Annotated in this window: 17 protein-coding genes; 9 read left to right on the top strand and 8 right to left on the bottom strand. The window is 68.6% G+C overall.

Annotated elements, in window-relative coordinates; all coding sequences use genetic code 11:
* Positions 1 to 9: 9 nt before the first annotated feature.
* The 4 genes from ASE28_RS21670 to ASE28_RS21655 all read right to left on the bottom strand — a co-directional run bounded on the left by ASE28_RS21670 (position 10) and on the right by ASE28_RS21655 (position 4956).
* Positions 10 to 1236, bottom strand: a complete 1227-nt coding sequence (locus ASE28_RS21670) for a pyridoxal phosphate-dependent aminotransferase (protein WP_057202082.1) — start codon at positions 1234 to 1236, stop codon at positions 10 to 12.
* Positions 1233 to 2132 (bottom strand): amino acid ABC transporter substrate-binding protein, encoded by a 900-nt coding sequence (locus ASE28_RS21665; RefSeq protein ID WP_157422083.1) that lies wholly within the window; start codon positions 2130 to 2132, stop codon positions 1233 to 1235. Before ASE28_RS21665 ends, ASE28_RS21670 begins: the two co-directional genes overlap by 4 nt.
* A gap of 80 nt (positions 2133 to 2212) precedes the next feature.
* Positions 2213 to 3388 carry an FAD-binding oxidoreductase gene (locus ASE28_RS21660; RefSeq protein WP_057268428.1) on the bottom strand — a complete coding sequence of 392 codons (1176 nt, stop codon included), beginning with the start codon at positions 3386 to 3388 and terminating at the stop codon, positions 2213 to 2215.
* A 32-nt stretch (positions 3389 to 3420) separates the two neighbouring features.
* Positions 3421 to 4956 carry an aldehyde dehydrogenase family protein gene (locus tag ASE28_RS21655; protein ID WP_057268427.1) on the bottom strand — a complete coding sequence of 512 codons (1536 nt, stop codon included), beginning with the start codon at positions 4954 to 4956 and terminating at the stop codon, positions 3421 to 3423.
* Between the two features lie 195 nt (positions 4957 to 5151).
* On the opposite strand from ASE28_RS21655, the gene ASE28_RS21650 reads away from it, so the two are divergent.
* On the top strand, positions 5152 to 6072 hold the full coding sequence (locus ASE28_RS21650; RefSeq protein WP_057202079.1) for a LysR family transcriptional regulator: 921 nt from the start codon (positions 5152 to 5154) through the stop codon (positions 6070 to 6072).
* Here ASE28_RS21650 and ASE28_RS21645 read toward each other — a convergent pair.
* From ASE28_RS21645 to ASE28_RS21635, 3 genes are all read right to left on the bottom strand, one after another.
* A complete protein-coding gene (locus tag ASE28_RS21645) occupies positions 6067 to 6453 on the bottom strand; it encodes a TipAS antibiotic-recognition domain-containing protein (protein ID WP_057202078.1) in 387 nt (128 codons plus the stop codon). The two genes, ASE28_RS21650 and ASE28_RS21645, sit on opposite strands and share 6 nt — an antisense overlap.
* Positions 6389 to 6973: an MAPEG family protein gene (locus tag ASE28_RS21640; protein WP_235516188.1), complete on the bottom strand. Its 585-nt coding sequence runs from the start codon at positions 6971 to 6973 to the stop codon at positions 6389 to 6391. The genes ASE28_RS21645 and ASE28_RS21640 overlap by 65 nt, the downstream gene beginning before the upstream one ends.
* Positions 6974 to 7065: 92 nt before the next feature.
* A complete protein-coding gene (locus ASE28_RS21635) occupies positions 7066 to 7926 on the bottom strand; it encodes an IclR family transcriptional regulator (protein WP_057202076.1) in 861 nt (286 codons plus the stop codon).
* 249 nt (positions 7927 to 8175) lie between these two features.
* Here ASE28_RS21635 and ASE28_RS21630 point away from each other — a divergent pair, with 249 nt between their 5' ends.
* The 8 genes from ASE28_RS21630 to ASE28_RS21595 all read left to right on the top strand — a co-directional run bounded on the left by ASE28_RS21630 (position 8176) and on the right by ASE28_RS21595 (position 16059).
* Positions 8176 to 9270, top strand: a complete 1095-nt coding sequence (locus ASE28_RS21630) for an ABC transporter ATP-binding protein (RefSeq protein WP_057268426.1) — start codon at positions 8176 to 8178, stop codon at positions 9268 to 9270.
* Positions 9267 to 10127: an ABC transporter permease gene (locus ASE28_RS21625; RefSeq protein ID WP_057202074.1), complete on the top strand. Its 861-nt coding sequence runs from the start codon at positions 9267 to 9269 to the stop codon at positions 10125 to 10127. The genes ASE28_RS21630 and ASE28_RS21625 overlap by 4 nt, the downstream gene beginning before the upstream one ends.
* 28 nt (positions 10128 to 10155) lie before the next feature.
* Complete coding sequence (locus ASE28_RS21620) at positions 10156 to 10950, top strand: ABC transporter permease (RefSeq protein ID WP_057202073.1); 795 nt, start codon at positions 10156 to 10158, stop codon at positions 10948 to 10950.
* A gap of 4 nt (positions 10951 to 10954) precedes the next feature.
* Entirely contained in the window at positions 10955 to 11266 is a 312-nt protein-coding gene (locus ASE28_RS21615) for a (2Fe-2S)-binding protein (RefSeq protein WP_057202072.1), read from the top strand.
* The gene (locus ASE28_RS21610) at positions 11263 to 12660 is read left to right on the top strand and encodes an NAD(P)/FAD-dependent oxidoreductase (RefSeq protein WP_057268425.1); all 1398 of its coding nucleotides are present in this window, start codon (positions 11263 to 11265) and stop codon (positions 12658 to 12660) included. Before ASE28_RS21615 ends, ASE28_RS21610 begins: the two co-directional genes overlap by 4 nt.
* Positions 12657 to 13829: an FAD-binding oxidoreductase gene (locus ASE28_RS21605; RefSeq protein WP_057268424.1), complete on the top strand. Its 1173-nt coding sequence runs from the start codon at positions 12657 to 12659 to the stop codon at positions 13827 to 13829. Before ASE28_RS21610 ends, ASE28_RS21605 begins: the two co-directional genes overlap by 4 nt.
* A 51-nt stretch (positions 13830 to 13880) precedes the next feature.
* Positions 13881 to 14948: an ABC transporter substrate-binding protein gene (locus tag ASE28_RS21600; RefSeq protein WP_057268423.1), complete on the top strand. Its 1068-nt coding sequence runs from the start codon at positions 13881 to 13883 to the stop codon at positions 14946 to 14948.
* A gap of 184 nt (positions 14949 to 15132) precedes the next feature.
* Entirely contained in the window at positions 15133 to 16059 is a 927-nt protein-coding gene (locus tag ASE28_RS21595) for a c-type cytochrome (protein ID WP_057268496.1), read from the top strand.
* A 10-nt stretch (positions 16060 to 16069) separates the two neighbouring features.
* Here the strand turns inward: ASE28_RS21595 and ASE28_RS21590 are convergent, their stop codons facing one another.
* Positions 16070 to 16804, bottom strand: coding sequence for a plastocyanin (locus ASE28_RS21590; protein ID WP_235514439.1), 735 nt, complete (start codon positions 16802 to 16804; stop codon positions 16070 to 16072).

The raw sequence follows: 16804 nt of genomic DNA, 5'->3' as shown, positions 1-16804 counted from the left end.
GGCAAACCGTCAGCGCAGCGCATCGCACGCACGGCGGATGCGCGCGCAGGCTTCCTGCAGGTCGGCCATGGACGCAGCGTACGAGATCCGGAAGTACGGCGCCAGTCCCAGCACGCTGCCAGGGACCACCGCCACGTGGAACTCGCGCAGCAGGTAGTCGCAAAAATCCGCATCGGTGCGCAGCGTGGCGCCGCCCGGCGTGGTGCGGCCCAGCACGCCTTCGCAGCTGGCGAAGGTGTAGAACGCGCCTTCGGGCACGCGGCAGCGCAGCCCGGGCGAAGCGTTGAGCGCGGCCACCACCAAGTCGCGCCGCGCCTGGAACTCGCGGCAGCGCTCGGCCACGATGTCCTGCGGCCCGGTCAGGGCCGCCACGGCCGCTGCCTGGCTGATGGACGAGGCGCACGAGGTGGCCTGGCTCTGCACCACGGCCATGGCCGCAATCAGTGCACGCGGGCCCGCGCCGTAGCCGATGCGCCAGCCCGTCATGGCATACGACTTGGAAACGCCGTTCACGGTGAGCGTGCGCTCGCGCAGCGCGGGCATCACCACCGCCGGCGTGGCAAACGCATGGCCATCGTAAAGGATGTGCTCATAGATGTCGTCCGCCAGCACCCAGACCTGCGGGTGGCGCAGCACCACCTCCAGGATGGGCCGCAGTTGCTCGGCGCTGTAGGCCGTGCCGCTGGGGTTGGAGGGAGAGTTGATGAACACCCATCGGGTGCGCGGCGTGATCGCTGCTTCGAGCTGTTCGGCCGTGATGCGAAAGCCATTGGCCTCGCTGCACGGCACCACCACGGGCACGCCACCCGCGATCAGCACCATGTCGGCGTACGACGTCCAGTAGGGTGCGGCCAGGATCACCTCATCGCCGGGGTTCAGGCTAGCCATCAGCGCGTTGTAGATGACCTGCTTGGCACCCGCGCCCACGGTGATCTCGTTGGCGGCGAACTCCAGGGCGTTGTCGCGGCGGAACTTGAGCGCTATGGCCGCCTTGAGTGCGGGCGTGCCGTCCAGCACCGTGTAGTGCGTGTCGCCCCGCGCCATGGCCTGCTGCGCGGCCTCCTGGATGTGGATCGGCGTATCGAAGTCCGGCTCGCCCAGGCCCAGCACGATCACGGGCTGGCCCTGGCGCTTGAGCTCGTTGGCGGCCTGGGTGATGCGCACGATGTCCGACACGCCGATGGCGCTGATGCGGTCGGCCGCGCGAAAGGCCGTGGCGGGGATGGCGGCGTTCATTGCTGGTAGGACTCCAGGGGCTTGTCGTTGGGGGCGGCGAACAGCTGGCGCAGCGTGGTGCCCAGCGGCAGGTTCAGGGCCACGTTCTTGGGCGGGATGGGGTTCATGAACCACCTGGTGTAGATCTTTTCCATCTCACCGCTCTGCATGAGTTTGGTGAGCACGCCGTCCACCGCGGCCTTGAAGCTGGGGTCGTCCTTGCGGAACAGCAGCGCAATCGGCTCGGCGCCCAGCGGTTCGCCCACGATGCGGTAGGCCGATGGGTCCTTGGCGTTGGCGATCATCCCGGCCAGCAGGTTGTCGTCGAGCACGAAGGCATCGGCGCGGCCGGATTCGAGCAGCAAAAAGCTTTCGTGGTGGTCCTTGCCCAGCACGGTCTTGACGGACGCACCGCCCAGGGCGCGTTCCTGCTTGCGCAGCAACTGCACGGCCGTGGTGCCGGTGGACGCGGCAATGGTGCGGCCCGCGAGCTGGCTGACGGACTTGAGGTCCGAGTCCTTGCGCACCGCCATGCGCACTTCGCTCACATAGGTGGTCACCGCAAAGGCCACCTGCTGCTGGCGCGCGGTGTTGTTGGTGGTCGGGCCGCAGCCGATGTCGAGCGTGCCGTTCTGCACCAGCGGCAGCGTGTTCTGAGCCGTCACGGCCATGTACTCGAGCTTGGCGTCGGGCACGATCTCCTTGAGCACGCGCTCGCACAGCTCGACGTGGTAGCCCACGTATTTTTCGTTGGCGCCCAGCGCGTAGGCCATGGGAGGCGAGGTTTCGCGCACCCCGAGCACGACCTTGCCGCTGGCCTTGATCTTCTCGAGCGTGGTCTGGGCGCTGGCACCTGCGGCGCACAGCAGTGCGGCCAGGGCCACGGCCATCATTTTGCGGTTGGGGGAAAAAGCCATGTCGTTGTCTCCGGTGGTTGTTGTGGATGGCGTTGGGAAAGCGGTGGGGGCGTGCCACACGAATGCGGCGTTGCTCCGATTCAGATGACGTTCTTCTCCAGCAGCGGCCGGTTCTCGGCGATGCGCGTGATGGACAGGGGCGACAGGTCCAGAATCTGGTAGCCGCCTGTGAGCAACAGCTCGGCCACGCCCCGCCCCACGGCAGGGCACTGCTGCAGGCCGTGGCCCGAAAAGCCGTTGGCGAACACCAGGTTGTCGCAGGCAGGGGAGAGGCCCACGATGGCGTTGTGGTCGAAGGTGTTCATCTCGTAGTATCCCGCCCAGGCGCCCTGCATGCGCAGTGCTTCGAAGCCCGGGATACGTTCGGCCAGCAGGGGCCAGACATGCTCCTCGAAGGCGTGGTATTCGGGCTCCAGCGGGGCGAAGTCTTCATCCTGGTCGGCGGGCGGTGCAAAGCCGGCGATGAAGCCCTGGCCCTCGGGCCGCAGCCAGATGCCGCTGGTGTCGATGAGCAGCGGGCAGCGTGGCAACCGGGCCGGGCTGGAAAGATGGAACACGGTGCGGCGCTTGCCCACCACGGGCAAGGCAATGCCGGCCCAGCCTGCGATGGCGGCAGCCCAGGGACCGCCCGCATTGACGGCATGGCTGCAGGGCAGTGAGGCACCGCTTTGCAGCTGGACGGCGGTCACGTGCTGCACGCCGTCGCTGGCGGCCATGGCAAAGCCCACGGCCTCGTCGGCGATGTAGCGCACGCCCTGGCTCTGGGCCTTCTTGCGCAGCGCGGTCAGCAGCAGGTAGCCGTCGAACCAGCCCTCGCCCGACAGGCCGAGCGAGCCCAGAGCCACGTCCTGCAGTGCCAGCCAGGGAAAGCGCTCGGACAACTGTGCCGTGTCGAGCAGCGCCACGTCGGCGCCATGGCGCAATTGCAGCCCATGGTTGTCGCGCAGCGTGGCCTCGCCAGCCGCTGTGGCCAGATAGAGGTAGCCGCCCTCGTGCAGGCCGATGCCGGGCACGTCGCCATTGCATGCCAGCAGCGTGCCGACGTCGCGCAGAAAACCGATGCCGTAGGCCGAGATCTGTACGTTGATGTCGGTGGAGAACTGCTGGCGGATGGAGCTGGCCGACAGGGCCGAGGAAGCCCGCGCGTAGGTCGGGTCGCGTTCCACCACCACGACCTCACAGCCCGGCTGCTGGCGCGTCAGTTCGTAGGCGATGGCGCTGCCGATGACGCCGCCGCCGATGATCACGATGGGCATGCCCGTGGTGCTCCCGAACGTTAGCGCTGTGCTCAGACGTCGAACTTCACGCCCTGCGCCAGCGGCAGTGCGGTGGAGTAGTTGACGGTGTTGGTGGCGCGGCGCATGTAGGCCTTCCAGCTGTCGGAGCCGGCCTCGCGGCCACCACCGGTTTCCTTCTCGCCGCCGAAGGCGCCGCCGATCTCGGCGCCGCTCGGGCCGATGTTGACGTTGGCGATGCCGCAGTCCGAGCCCGCAGCCGACATGAACTGCTCGGCCTCGCGCACGTTGAGCGTGAAGATCGAGGACGACAGCCCGGCACCCACGGCGTTGTTCCAGGCAATGGCCTCGTCGAACGTGCTGTAGCGCACTACGTAGAGGATGGGCGCGAAGGTTTCGTGCAACGCCGGGCCCTCGTGCTTTGACAGTTCCACCAGCGCGGGGCGCACATAGTACGCATCGCTGCCAGCCACGCCCTGCACACGGTCGCCGCCATGCACCGTGGCGCCCAGCTCGCGGGCTTCGTCCAGCGCCTTCTGCATGCCGTCGTAGGCGCCGCGGTCGATCAGCGGGCCGACCAGGGTGCCGGTGGCGCGAGGGTCCCCCACCTGCACGTTGCCATACACCTTGGCGAGCTGAGGCACCAGGGTGTCGTAGATGCTGTCGTGCACGAACAGGCGGCGCAGCGTGGTGCAGCGCTGGCCGGCCGTGCCCATGGCGGCGAAGGCGATGCCGCGCAGCGCCAGGTCCAGGTCGGCGGAAGGGGCGACGATGGCGGCGTTGTTGCCACCGAGCTCCAGGATGGCGCGGGCAAAGCGCGCTGCCAGGCGCGGGCCGACGGCGCGCCCCATGGCGGTGGAGCCGGTGGCCGAGAGCACGGCCACGCGGGCATCGTCCACCAGCACCTCGCCGATGGCGCGTTGGCCGATCAGCAGCTCCAGCAGGCCCTCGGGCGCATCGCCGAAGCGGGCCAGCGCGCGCTGGGCGATGGCATGCGTGGCCAGGGCGGTGAGGGGCGTCTTCTCGGACGGCTTCCACACCACCGAGTCGCCGCAGACCAGGGCCAGGGCGGCGTTCCACGACCACACGGCCACGGGGAAGTTGAAGGCCGAGATCACGCCGCACACGCCCAGCGGGTGCCAGGTTTCCATCATGCGGTGTCCCGGGCGCTCGGTGGCGATGGTCAGGCCGTAGAGCTGGCGCGACAGGCCGACGGCGAAGTCGCAGATGTCGATCATCTCCTGCACCTCGCCCAGGCCTTCGGAGGGGATCTTGCCAGCCTCCAGCGTGACGAGCAGGCCCAGGTCGTCCTTGGCGGCGCGCAGTTCCTCGCCCAGCAGGCGCACGAGTTCGCCGCGGCGCGGGGCCGGCACGTTGCGCCAGGCCAGGAAGGCCGTCTGCGCGCGGGCGATGGCGGCGGTGGCGGCGATCGCCGAGACCTCGTACACGGCACCGATGGCCTCGCCGGTGATCGGCGAGCGCACCGGCAGGTCGCCGCCGGTGTAGGCGGCACGCGGCACGCCCAGGCGCTGCAGCAGTGCATCGACATCGGTCACGAGGGAGTGGGAGACAGCAGAGGGTGCGGACATGGCAGCATTCCAAAAATCAATGCGCCCAATATCGCCCAATCGCCGGGTGGCGGATAGCAAAAAATTGGAACAACTTGATTCGCAAATAGAATCAAGTCTCTTCAATACATGCCCATTTCCGGGATAAACAGAGCACCATGACGGTGCGCCAGCGGTGTAAACCCTGATATTCATTCTCCAGGAGCATGAACAGCCATGTTTCGCAAGACCTTTTTGCCGCCCGTGGCAGACCTGCTGGCCTTCGAGGCGGCAGCGCGCCATACCAGCGTCTCGCGCGCGGCCGAGGAACTGCACCTCACGCAGAGCGCGGTATCGCGCCAAATACGCCAGCTGGAGGAGCAATTGGGCATGGCCCTGTTCCACCGCGTGCGCCAGCGCGTGGTGCTGACCGATGCCGGGCGGGTGTACGCCGCCGACGTGCGCGCCCTGCTGCAGCAGCTGTCGGCCGCCACGCAGAAGGCCATGGCGTTTTCGAGCGCGGGCGGCCTGCTCAACCTGGCGGTGCTGCCCACGCTGGGCACACGCTGGCTGATTCCGCGGCTGTCGGGCTTCATGGCGCTGTACCCCGATGCCACGGTGAACTTCTCGGCGCGCTCCGAGCCCTTCGACTTCGCGCAGGAGCCGATGGACGCGGCCATCCACTTCGGCGCACCGCATTGGGCCGGCGCCGTGTGCGAGTACCTGATGCACGAGGAGGTGCTGCCCGTGTGCAGCCCCCACTACCGCGCCCAGCAAGGCCTGCGCACGCCGGCCGACCTGGCAGGCGCCGTGCTGCTGCAGCAGAACACCCGGCCCACGCAATGGACGGAATGGTTCGAGCGCCTGGGCGCCCCCACCCCGCAGGCGCTGCGTGGCCCGCGCTACGAGCAGTTCTCGATGATCGCGCAGGCGGCGGTGTCGGGCCTGGGCGCGGCGCTGCTGCCGCGCTTTCTGATCGAAGGCGAGCTTGCTTCGGGGGCACTTGTGGCCCTGTCCACCGACGTGCTCACCAGCAGTGAGGCCTACTACCTCGTCTACCCCGAGGCGCGCGCGCAGACGCCGCTGGTCAAGGCCTTCAGGGACTGGCTGCTGGCGCAGTGTGCAGGCATTGCCACTGCCGCCCGCCCCACCCTATAGATGGCTGTGCGCGTAGGCGTGGATGGCCTCGCCGAGAAACGCCACCATGCGCGGGTGGTAGGCATTGTGAAAAGCCTTCATGTCGGGGTTGTCGGCATAGAACAGTGCCGTGCCGATATAGGCCTCGCGCGACGGCGCATAGAAGCGTGACGCAATGGCATGGTGCCGCGCCATGAGGGCCTGGATGGCCGGCGCAAAAGGCTCGGCGCTGTCGATCAGCGGCGCCAGTTCCTCATAGAAACGCTGGAAATCCTGGTGCGCCCGGGCCTTGTCGACATGGGCCCACTGGTTGGTGGCGGCCAGCGAGGCAGCTTGTTCAGCGGCTTGCGCGTTGCGGCATTGCTGGAGGTATTCGGGGCTGGCGTCGTGCAGTGTGGTCATGGGTGCGGCACTTGGCCGTAGAGGAATGAGCACCGAATGTAGGCCGTGCACCGTGCTGCGGTGGCAGATCCATGCCACCCGCTGTGCCGGGCGTCACCGCCGCCCACCATTCGCAACGCGCACGTTGCGGGCGAGCTACAGCAAGGCCGCCGCCATCATCGCCAGCCCGGCAATGCTCACGGCCCAGGTCGCCCGGAATGCCGATGTAGTACACCGGGATGTAGGCCATGCGCGCCCAGAAGAACACCTGGGCGCCCAGCACCACCTGGCTGCCGGTGCGGTTGCTGGCAGTGGCCGCCAGGCCCAGGATGGCAAAGAACACGAGGTTGTCGAAGCTGTTGCGCGCAGTGCGCTCGGCGCGGCCGGCAAAGGCCCCCGGATCGGCCAGATGATCGCGGTTGCCGAAGGCCAGCAGCAGGCCCGAGGGCGTCCAGGCGCGGGCTCGGATCAGGCTGGCCACGACCACCAGCAGCCAGGTGATGATGGCAAAGTACACGACGAGGGTGAGGATGGGGTTCATGGCAGCCTGGGACAAGGGTGGTGGAAAGCGCCGCATCCATCGCACCTGGACAGGGCAGGAGCCCGCAGCATACGCCCCCGCCGCTGCCGGACTCAGTTCGGCGAGGCCGGCACGCCGCCGGGCACCAGGCGCTGCTCGGGCTGCTGCCCCGCCAGGCTTTGCGCGGGGCGGCGCAAGGTGGCATCGAAGGGATGGATGCGCGGCCCTATGGCCGCCGCCTCGCGCTTGAGCAGCTCCACCACGGTGGGCAGGCGGTCCTCATTGAGGCGAGCCGAGATGGTGCCCACGCTGAGCGCGGCCACGGCGCGGCCCTCGCGGTCGAGCACGGGCACACCCACGCCGGCCATGCCTTCGAGCAGGCCGGTGTTGCGGGCGGCATAGCCCGTCTGGCGCACGCGCTCGATCTCGGTGCGCAGGTAGACCTCGTCGTACACGCCGTACTCGCGCACCCGCGAGAGATTGAAGCGGATCACCTCCTCGCGCTCGGCCTCGGGCAGGAAGGCCAGGATGGACAAGGCACCCTGCCCCACCCCCAGTGCCACGCGCCCGCCGATGTCACCCGTGAATGACCGGATGGGAAATGGCCCCTCGCTGCGGTCCAGGCAGATCGCATCGAACCCGCTGCGCACCAAGAGGAAGATGCTGTCGCCCAGGCTCGCGCTCAGGCGCAGCAGCGCAGGCCGGCACAGGCTGCGCAGGTCGCCCGGGTTGCCGGCCTTGGCGGCCAGCGCGAAGAACTCGGTGGACAGCCGGTAGAGCTTGCTGCGCTCGTCCTGCTCGGCCATGCCCTCGGCCACCAGCGATTGCAGCAAACGGTGCGTCGTGCCCTGGGTCAGGCCCACGGCACGCGCCAATTGGGTGACCCGCCCGCCCTCGGCCTGCACCTCGGCCAGGGCGCGGATGACGGCAAACATGCGGGGCACGCCGCCCGTGGAGGTCGAAGCTGGTTCCATGCACTGCTCCTGTGGAATAGATGGCATTTTCGAAGTGCATCATATTCCATTAAACGGAATAAATTCAATAAAAATTCTGTTTAATGGAATACCCGATGCAAGCTGGCCTGATTACTGCAATACATTGAATCGAAAGCGCAAGACAGTCCACAGAACGCTGAAACCCGCACCGCACCGGTGCATACACGGGGCAGGCACGGGTGGACCGCCGCCGCGCAGCGATGAAACAGCGACCAGAAAGGCCCGTGCATGTCCTTCCTTCAACTCACTGACGTGACCAAGTTCTATGGCAGCACCTGCGCGGTGCAGGCCATGAACCTTTCGGTGGAAAAAGGCGAGTTCGTCTCGCTGCTGGGCCCCTCGGGGTGCGGCAAGACCACCACCTTGCAGATGGTGGCGGGCTTCGAGGCGGTGACCAACGGCCGCATCGAACTCGACGGCCGCGACATCACGCACGCCAAGGCCAACACGCGCGGCCTCGGTATCGTGTTCCAGAGCTATGCCCTGTTTCCGCACATGACGGTGGCCGACAACGTGAGCTTTGGCCTGGAGATGCGCAAGATGCCCAAGGCCGAGCGCAAGGAGCGCGTGGCCCAGGCGCTGGGCCTGGTGCACCTGGAAGCCCATGCCACGCGCTACCCGCGCGAGCTCTCGGGCGGCCAGCGCCAGCGCGTGGCGCTGGCGCGCGCGCTGGTGATCGAGCCGCCGGTGCTGATGCTCGACGAGCCCCTGTCCAACCTTGATGCCAAGCTGCGCGAGGAAATGCAGTTCGAGCTGCGCCAGATCCAGCGCAAGGTGGGCACGACCACCGTGATGGTCACGCACGACCAGAGCGAGGCCATGTCCATCAGCGACCGCGTGGTGGTGATGGAGGCCGGCCGCGCCACGCAGATCGACCACCCGCACCGCGTATACGAGCACCCGCGCACGCGCTTCATTTCCACCTTCGTGGGCAAGGCCAACCTGCTGCCAGGCAAGGTCACGGCCAGCGGCGCGGCACGCACCCATGTGGCGGTGGGTTCGCTGGCGGTGCAGGTCGAGGGCCCGGAGTTTCGACCCGGCGCCGCCGTGCTGCTCAGCGTGCGGCCCGAGAAGCTGCAGTTGGTGCCCGCCGTGCAGGGCCGGCTCGACGGCGAGGTGGGCGAACGCTTCTTCCTGGGCAGCCAGTGGCTGTACCGCGTGGCCACGCCCGTGGGCAACCTGATGGTGCTGGTGCCCAATGACGGCCGCAATGCGCTCAACGAGGGCGATCGCACAGGTGTGGACTGGCCTGACCACTGCATGCGCCTGCTGCCCGCCGACGAGGTCGCCGTGGCCGAACCCGAGGCCGAGGTGGCCCCATGAGCAGCGCCACCCGCAAGGCCGTGCCCTGGTGGCTGTCGGCCCCGGCGCTGGTGCTGTTCACCTGCCTGCTGCTGGTGCCGCTGGCGCTCACGGCCGTGCTGTCGTTCAATGCCTTCGACCCGATGACGGGCGTGAAGGCCGGCGAGTTCACGCTGGAGCACTACGCCCACGTGTTCACCGACTCGTACTACCACGCCATCTTCTGGCGCACCTTCTGGATCTCGGCGCTGGTCACCGTGATCTGCGTCGCCATCGGCGCGCCCGAAGCCTACATCCTGAGCCGCATGGGCAACCCCTGGCGCTCGGTGCTGCTGCTGGTGGTGCTGGCGCCGCTGCTGGTCTCGGTGGTGGTGCGGGCCTTCGGCTGGAGCATGCTGCTCGGGCCCGAGGGCCTGGTCAACGGCACGCTCAAGCTCGTCGGCATCGGCCCGGTGAAGATGCTCTACACCGAGATCGCCGTCATCGTGGCGCTGGTGCATGTGATGCTGCCCTTCATGGTGATCCCCGTGTGGACCTCGCTGCAAAAGCTCGACCCGGGGGTGCAGAACGCGGCGCTGTCGCTCAAGGCATCGCCCTTCACCACACTGCGCCGCATCGTGCTGCCGCAGGTGCTGCCGGGCATCCTCTCGGGCAGCCTGATCGTGTTCGGGCTGGCGGCCAGCTCGTTCGCCATCCCCGGCCTGCTGGGCGGGCGGCGCCTGAAGATGGTGGCCACCGTGGTCTACGACGAGTACCTGCACGAACTCAACTGGCCGCTGGGCGCGGCCGTGGCCCTGACCCTGCTGGTGGCCAACCTCGTGGTGATGCTGAGCTACAACCGCCTCGTCGAAGGCCGCTACAAGAAGGCGTTGGGATAACCATGACGATCCCGCAGGAAATCTGACCATGCACAAGAACGGCCCTCTCGCCCTGGCGTTCAACGCCCTCGTCATCGCCTTCATGCTCGCGCCCCTGGTGGTCGTGTGCGTGGTGGCCTTCACGCCCGAAAACACGCTGACCCTGCCGACCACCGAGTTCTCGCTGCGCTGGTTCAGGGCGGTGTTCGAGCACCCCGACTTCGTGCAGTCGTTCTGGAACAGCCTGTGGCTGGCGCTCGCATCGGCCACGCTGGCCACGGTGCTGGCCGTGCCTGCGGGCATTGCCATCACGCGCTACGATTTTCCTGGGCGCGGCTTTCTCAACGGGCTGTTCCTCTCGCCGCTGATCATTCCGCACCTGGTACTGGGCGTGGCCCTGCTGCGCCTGTTCGCGCTGGTGGGCGGCACGGGCAGCTTCGGCTGGCTGGTGCTGGCGCATGCGCTGATCGTCACGCCCTACACGCTGCGCCTGGTGGTGGCGGCGCTGGTCGGGTTCGACCGCAGCGCCGAGCACGCGGCACTCTCGCTCGGTGCCAGCCAGGCCACGGTGTTCACGCGCATCACGCTGCCGATGATCCTGCCGGGAGTCACCGGCGGGTGGCTGCTGGCCTTCATCAACAGCTTCGACGAGGTGACCATGTCGATCTTCGTCACCTCGCCGAGCACGGTGACGCTGCCGGTGCGCATGTACATGTACGCCACCGAATCCATCGACCCGCTGATGGCTGCCGTGTCGGCCCTGATGGTGGCCGTGACGGCCTTCGCCATGGTGCTGCTGGACCGCGTCTACGGCCTGGACCGCGTGCTGGTGGGGCGCAAGTAAGCCCATGGCCACGACGACCTCCCCTGCATTGCCACTGCTGCGCCGCGTGGCCGAAACCGCGCGCAAGGCCGTGCCTTTCATGCTCGATGGCCAGCCGGCCAGCGCCCTCGAAGGCGACACCGTGCTAACCGCCATCCTCACCTTGCAGGCGCGTCTGCGCCACAACGAGTTCAGCCACGAGCCGCGCGCCGGCTTTTGCATGATGGGCGCCTGCCAGGACTGCTGGGTGCAGACCGACAGCGGCGAGCGCCTGCGCGCCTGCGCCACCTTCATCGCGCCGGGCATGGCCCTGCGCACCGGGGAAGGCGCGGCATGAGCAACCCCACCCTGCAGGCCGTGATCGTGGGCGCAGGCCCCGCCGGCATACGCGCCGCGCAGACCCTGGCCGCGCATGGCGTGCGCCCCGTGCTGCTCGACGAAGCGGCGCGTGGGGGCGGCCAGATCTACCGGCGCCCACCCGCGCACTTCCAGCGTCCGGCGTCGGCCCTGTACGGCACCGAAGCCGCGCGCGCCACCGCCGTGCATGCCGCGCTCGACGGCATTGCGGACCAGATCGACTACCACCCCGACAGCCTGGTCTGGAACGCCCAGGGCGGTTTCCTCGACGTGCTGCACGGCACCACGCAGACCACGCGCAGCGTGCCCTACCGCCAGCTCATCGTGGCCAGCGGCGCGGCCGACCGGGTGCTGCCCGTGCCGGGCTGGACGCTGCCCGGTGTCTACAGCCTGGGCGGGGCGCAGGTGGCGCTCAAGTTCCAGGGCTGCACCATCGGCAGCCGGGTGGTGCTGATGGGCACCGGGCCGCTGCTGTACCTGGTGGCCTACCAGTACGCACGCGCCGGCACCACCGTGGCAGCCGTGCTCGACACTGCGCGCCTGGCCGACCAGGTGGCCGCCGTGCCGGCCATGCTGACCCAGCCCGCCGTGTTCGCCAAGGGCGTGTACTACGTGGGCTGGCTGCGCGCGCATGGCGTGCCCATCCATACTGGCGTGCGCCCCGTGCGCGTGCTGGGTGACGAACGCGTGGATGGCGTGGTGTGGAGCGACGGTACGCGCGAACACACACTGGCCTGCGACGCCGTGGGCCTGGGCTACGCCCTGCGTTCCGAGACCCAACTGGCCGACCTGCTGGGCTGCCGCTTTGCCTGGGCGCCCCTGCAGCGAGCCCATTTGCCCGAGCGCGATGGCGCCGGCCGCACCAGCGTGGCGGGGGTCTACCTGGCAGGCGACGGCGCGGGCATCATGGGTGCCGATGCGGCCGAGTGGGCCGGCGAGCGTGCCGCCCTGGCCTTGCTGGCCGACCAGGGGGGGTCCGTGGACACCGCCCGCGCCCAGGAACTCGAGGACAAGCTCACCCGTTTGGCGCGCTTTCGCGAGGGGCTGGAGCGGGCCTTTCCCTTCCCCACCGACTGGGCCGCTCAGGCACCCGACGAGCTGGTGGTGTGCCGCTGCGAGAACGTCACGGCCGGCCAGTTGCGCGACACCGTGCGCGAGACCGGCGCCGACGAGATGAACCGGCTGAAGGCGCTGACCCGCGTAGGCATGGGCCGCTGCCAGGGCCGCAGCTGCGGCGTGGCAGCGGCGGAGATCCTGGCCCACGCCACCGGCAAGCCGGTGGAACTGGTGGGCCGGCTGCGTGGCCAGGCACCGATCAAGCCGATTCCCATCCACCTGCAGGCCGCCAGCCAGCACACCGGAGCCGCTGCATGAGCGCCGCCGCACCCCACCTGACCAGCAACCCGCGCCTGATGGACACCGACGTGGCCATCGTCGGCGGCGGCATCGTGGGCGCCTCGGCGGCACTCGCACTGCGCCGCCGGGGCGTGGACGTGGTGCTGCTCGAACGCGACCTGTGCGGCTCGCGCTCGAGCGGCGTGAACTACGGCGGCGTGCGCCGCCAGGGCCGCCCCCTGAGCCAACTGCCGCTGGCACAGCGTGCCCACGAAATCTGGGGCCGCCTGCCCGAACTGCTGGGCACCGATGGCGAGTACCAGCGCACCGGCCATTTCAAGATCGCGCGCAGCGAGGAGGACCTGGCTGCGCTGGAGCGCTACGAGGCCATGAGCCGCGACTACGGCCTTGGTATCGAGCTGCTCTCGGGCCAGGGGCTGCGCGAGCGCTGCCCCTGGCTGGGCGGCAAGGCCGTGGGTGGATCGCTCTGCCGTGAGGACGGGCAGGCCAACCCGCGCCTGGTGTCCCCCGCGTTCGCACTGGCCGCCCGGCGCGCGGGCGCCCATATCTTCGAGCGCACGCCCTTGACCGAGGTGGAGCACGACGGCCGGCAGTTCGTGCTGCGCTCGGGCTCCGCGCTCACGGTGCGTGCGCCCGTGCTCATCAACTGTGCAGGCGCCTGGTCGGGCCCGCTGGCCACCCAGTTCGGCGAGGCCGTGCCACTGCAGTCGGGCCACCCGGCCATGGCCGTGACCGAGCCCCTGCCCTTCTTCATGCACTGGAGCCTGGGTGTGGAGGGCGGCAGCATCTACTGCCGGCAGGTGGCACGCGGCAACCTGGTGCTGGGCGGCGGTTCGGGCGTTGGCCTGGATGCGGACCGTGCACGCTCGGAGCGCAGCGCCATCGCGGCGCTGGCGGTGCAGGCCATCGAGCTGCTGCCGGTGCTCAAGCACGCACATTTCATCCGCACCTGGAGCGGCACCGAGGGCTACCTGCCCGACCGCCAGCCCGTGCTCGGCAAGAGCCACACCACGCCCGGCCTGCTGCACGGCTTCGGCTTTGCGGGGGCGGGCTTTCAGATCGGCCCGGCTGCCGGTGAAGTGCTGGCCGACCTGGCCCGCGACGGCCGCAGCAGCACACCCACCGACGCCTTTTCCATCGGGCGCTTTTTCCCTGCCAGCGCCCCGGCAGCCGCTGCTGCCCATTGAGTTTCGATCCCCTGACCGCTACCCTTCCAACACCCTGAAAGGAAAGACCCCATGACCTCTTCTCGCCAGACCTCTTTTGTGCGCCGTGCGCTGCTGACAACAGCCGCGGCGGCTGCGCTGGCCGCCAGCGGCATGGCCGGTGCCCAGACGAAAACGATCTACATCGGCATGAACGGCGGCACCATGGAGAAGGCGTACACGCAGTACGTCTTTCCCGCGTTCGAGAAGCTGCATGGCGCCAAGGTGGTGGTGGTGCCGGGCACCTCGTCGGACATCCTGGCCAAGGCGCAGGCCAACAAGGACAGGCCGCAGATGCACGTGATGTTTCTTGACGACGGCATCATGGTGCGCGCCATGGGCATGGGCCTGTGCCAGAAGCAGCGGCCCAACCCCCACCTCAATGAGATCTACCCCGCCGCCCGCTTCAAGGACGACCTGGCCAGCGGTGTGAGCCTGGGCATGACGGGCATCGCCTACAACACCAAGATGTTCACCGAGAAGGGCTGGGCGCCACCGACCTCGTGGATGGACTTCGCCGATCCCAAGTACAAGGGCAAGGTGGTGTTCCAGTCCATGCCCTCCTCTTCCTTCGGGCTGCATGGCTTTCTGATGTTCAACCGCATCCAGGGCGGCAACGACAAGAACGTGGAGCCCGGCTTCAACAACTGGGCCAAGACCATCGGCCCGAACGTGCTCGAGTACATCCCGAGCTCGGCCAAGATCTCCGAGATGGTGCAGACCGGCGAGGCCGCGATGTTCCCGCTGACCCCCACGGCCGTGGCCGCGCTCAAGTCCAAGGGCATCCCGGTGGAGTACGCGCAGCCCAAGGAAGGCTCGGTGGTGCTGATGGTGGGCCAGTGCGTGATCGCCAACAACAGCGAACCCGAGCTGGCGCAAAAGCTTGCCGAGTTCCTGCTGAGCCCGCTGGCCCAGGCCAACGTGCTGCAGTTCGGCGCGCAGATCCCCACCAACCCCAAGGCCCCGGCCGTGGGCGAAGGGGCAGCGCAGGTGGTCCAGATCAGCCAGTGGATGAAGAATGCCGTGACGCTGGACTGGGACAGCGTGAACGCCAACCGGCCCGCCTGGAACGCGCGCTGGAACAAGAACATCGAGCGCTGATCGGCGACTGCGGCAGGGGATCCTGGTCGCGCGGCAACCTGGTGGGGCCACGCGATCCGGGCATCCGTGACAAAAGTCACCCAGCCTGCCCACACCTCTGGCGCGCGATGTGCCAAACAGCCTGCAGGAATTCAGAATCCGCTCCATCGAGTTTCTGAGCTCATTCCCACAAGGCTTCCCCACCATGAAACGCTGGATGAAATGGACGGCTGGCAGCGCCCTGGCACTGGGCGTGCTGGTTGCCGCCACGGCCGCCACCGGCCTGTACCTCGCCGAGCAAAAGCGCAACCGCTACATCGACATCAAGCCGCGCCCCGTGGCTTACACCACCGAGGCGCAGACCATCGAGCGCGGGCGCTACCTGTTCACCTCACGCGGCTGCACCGACTGCCATGGCGCGCAGGGCACGGGCCGCGAGTTCGTCAACGATGGCAAGGGCACCCGGCTGGCCGGCCCCAACATCACGCCGGCCGGCGTAGTGGCGCGCTACCAGCCCGAGGACTGGAACAGCGCCATCCGCCACGGCGTCAAGCCCAATGGCCGCCCGCTGCTGGTGATGCCCAGCGAAGACTACAACCGCCTGACCAACGACGACCTGAACGCCCTGGTGTCCTATGTGCGCCAGTTGCCGGGCAAGGAGGGCACGCCCGCTGCCATCGAGCTGCCGCGCCCCGCCTGGGTGCTGTACGGCCTGGGCGTGATTCCCGACGCGGCCTCGCGCATCGACCACCACCAAGCGCCCTCGCGCCCCGTGCCCGCAGGCGTGACGGTGGCCAACGGACAGTACGTGGCGAACATGTGCATCGGCTGCCACGGCGCCAGCCTGGCGGGCGGCAAGATCCCCGGCGGCCCGCCGGACTGGCCGGCCGCCGCCGACATCCGCCCCGGCAAGGACAGCGCGATGGCCCGCTACCCCACGGTGGAAAGCTTCGTGGCCATGCTGCGCAACGGCAAGCGGCCCGATGGCACGCCGATCCAGGTCATGCCCTTCGAATCGCTGGGCCAGCTCAGCGATGTGGATGCGCGCGCCCTGTATGCCTACCTGCAGGCCCTGCCCGCCGATGGCAGCATGCCCCCACCTCCCGCAGCCGAGGTGGCATTGAACCGGTGAATGGATCCAGTCAGTGCGTGTGCTGCCCCGGCGGCTGCGCCTGGCTGTACGAGCCCATCGGGCCACCCGGTGCGCTGGACGGAGGCGGCGCACGGCGCACGCGAGGTACCACGCTCAGTTGCACCGTGTCGAGCACCGGCGTGGCCAGCACCTGCACGGCCTTGCGCGGCAGGTCCACCAGTTGCTCGGCATGCCACACACGCACCTGGGCCGCGCCCTCCGGCACGCTGGCAAAGCGGGCGATGCCGTTGTCGTCGGTCTTGAGCGTCCAGGCCGAATCGGTCACGAAGATGTGCCCGCGCATGGAACCATGCAGGTGGCAACCCAACAGCACCACGCCGGCAGCGTCGAGCTTTGCGTCGGCAAAGTTGGCGGGCTTGCCATCGGCCTTGCCCGCCAGCCGCAATTCGAAGCCGCTGGCGCCTGGCGCCGCGCTGGCCACGGGCGTGGCGGAGTTGCCGCGCACATGGTGGTCCCAGCGGTCCTGGTTGGTAAAACGCACCGTGGTGCCAGGCACCACCACCGTCACGGCGGGCACGAAGCGCATCTTTTCCTGCTCGATCACCGGGCTGGGCGCCATGAGGGTCGGTGCGGTACCTGCACCGACCGGGGGGTAGACCACCACCACGGCATCGGGCACAGGTTTGCCGTCCCTGTCCAGGACCTGGATCTGCACATTGCCGGCAAGGGCGCCAGTGGCCGCAGCAAAGGCGGCAAAGGCGAGAAGCGCACTTTTCGTCATCAT

Origin of the sequence: Acidovorax sp. Root219 (assembly GCF_001428665.1) — a bacterium.
Taxonomy (GTDB): domain Bacteria; phylum Pseudomonadota; class Gammaproteobacteria; order Burkholderiales; family Burkholderiaceae_C; genus Acidovorax.
Note: the sequence above shows the minus strand (reverse complement) of the source record. Positions and strands in the feature narration are given on the sequence as shown.

What these genes read in the sequence shown, in the direction of transcription:
- ASE28_RS21670 (WP_057202082.1), bottom strand. Translation starts at nt 1,236, where the DNA reads ATGAACGCCGCCATCCCCGCCACGGCCTTTCGCGCGGCCGACCGCATC.
- ASE28_RS21665 (WP_157422083.1), bottom strand. Translation starts at nt 2,132, where the DNA reads ATGGCTTTTTCCCCCAACCGCAAAATGATGGCCGTGGCCCTGGCCGCA.
- ASE28_RS21660 (WP_057268428.1), bottom strand. Translation starts at nt 3,388, where the DNA reads ATGCCCATCGTGATCATCGGCGGCGGCGTCATCGGCAGCGCCATCGCC.
- ASE28_RS21655 (WP_057268427.1), bottom strand. Translation starts at nt 4,956, where the DNA reads ATGTCCGCACCCTCTGCTGTCTCCCACTCCCTCGTGACCGATGTCGAT.
- ASE28_RS21650 (WP_057202079.1), top strand. Translation starts at nt 5,152, where the DNA reads ATGTTTCGCAAGACCTTTTTGCCGCCCGTGGCAGACCTGCTGGCCTTC.
- ASE28_RS21645 (WP_057202078.1), bottom strand. Translation starts at nt 6,453, where the DNA reads ATGACCACACTGCACGACGCCAGCCCCGAATACCTCCAGCAATGCCGC.
- ASE28_RS21640 (WP_235516188.1), bottom strand. Translation starts at nt 6,973, where the DNA reads ATGAACCCCATCCTCACCCTCGTCGTGTACTTTGCCATCATCACCTGG.
- ASE28_RS21635 (WP_057202076.1), bottom strand. Translation starts at nt 7,926, where the DNA reads ATGGAACCAGCTTCGACCTCCACGGGCGGCGTGCCCCGCATGTTTGCC.
- ASE28_RS21630 (WP_057268426.1), top strand. Translation starts at nt 8,176, where the DNA reads ATGTCCTTCCTTCAACTCACTGACGTGACCAAGTTCTATGGCAGCACC.
- ASE28_RS21625 (WP_057202074.1), top strand. Translation starts at nt 9,267, where the DNA reads ATGAGCAGCGCCACCCGCAAGGCCGTGCCCTGGTGGCTGTCGGCCCCG.
- ASE28_RS21620 (WP_057202073.1), top strand. Translation starts at nt 10,156, where the DNA reads ATGCACAAGAACGGCCCTCTCGCCCTGGCGTTCAACGCCCTCGTCATC.
- ASE28_RS21615 (WP_057202072.1), top strand. Translation starts at nt 10,955, where the DNA reads ATGGCCACGACGACCTCCCCTGCATTGCCACTGCTGCGCCGCGTGGCC.
- ASE28_RS21610 (WP_057268425.1), top strand. Translation starts at nt 11,263, where the DNA reads ATGAGCAACCCCACCCTGCAGGCCGTGATCGTGGGCGCAGGCCCCGCC.
- ASE28_RS21605 (WP_057268424.1), top strand. Translation starts at nt 12,657, where the DNA reads ATGAGCGCCGCCGCACCCCACCTGACCAGCAACCCGCGCCTGATGGAC.
- ASE28_RS21600 (WP_057268423.1), top strand. Translation starts at nt 13,881, where the DNA reads ATGACCTCTTCTCGCCAGACCTCTTTTGTGCGCCGTGCGCTGCTGACA.
- ASE28_RS21595 (WP_057268496.1), top strand. Translation starts at nt 15,133, where the DNA reads ATGAAACGCTGGATGAAATGGACGGCTGGCAGCGCCCTGGCACTGGGC.
- ASE28_RS21590 (WP_235514439.1), bottom strand. Translation starts at nt 16,804, where the DNA reads ATGATGACGAAAAGTGCGCTTCTCGCCTTTGCCGCCTTTGCTGCGGCC.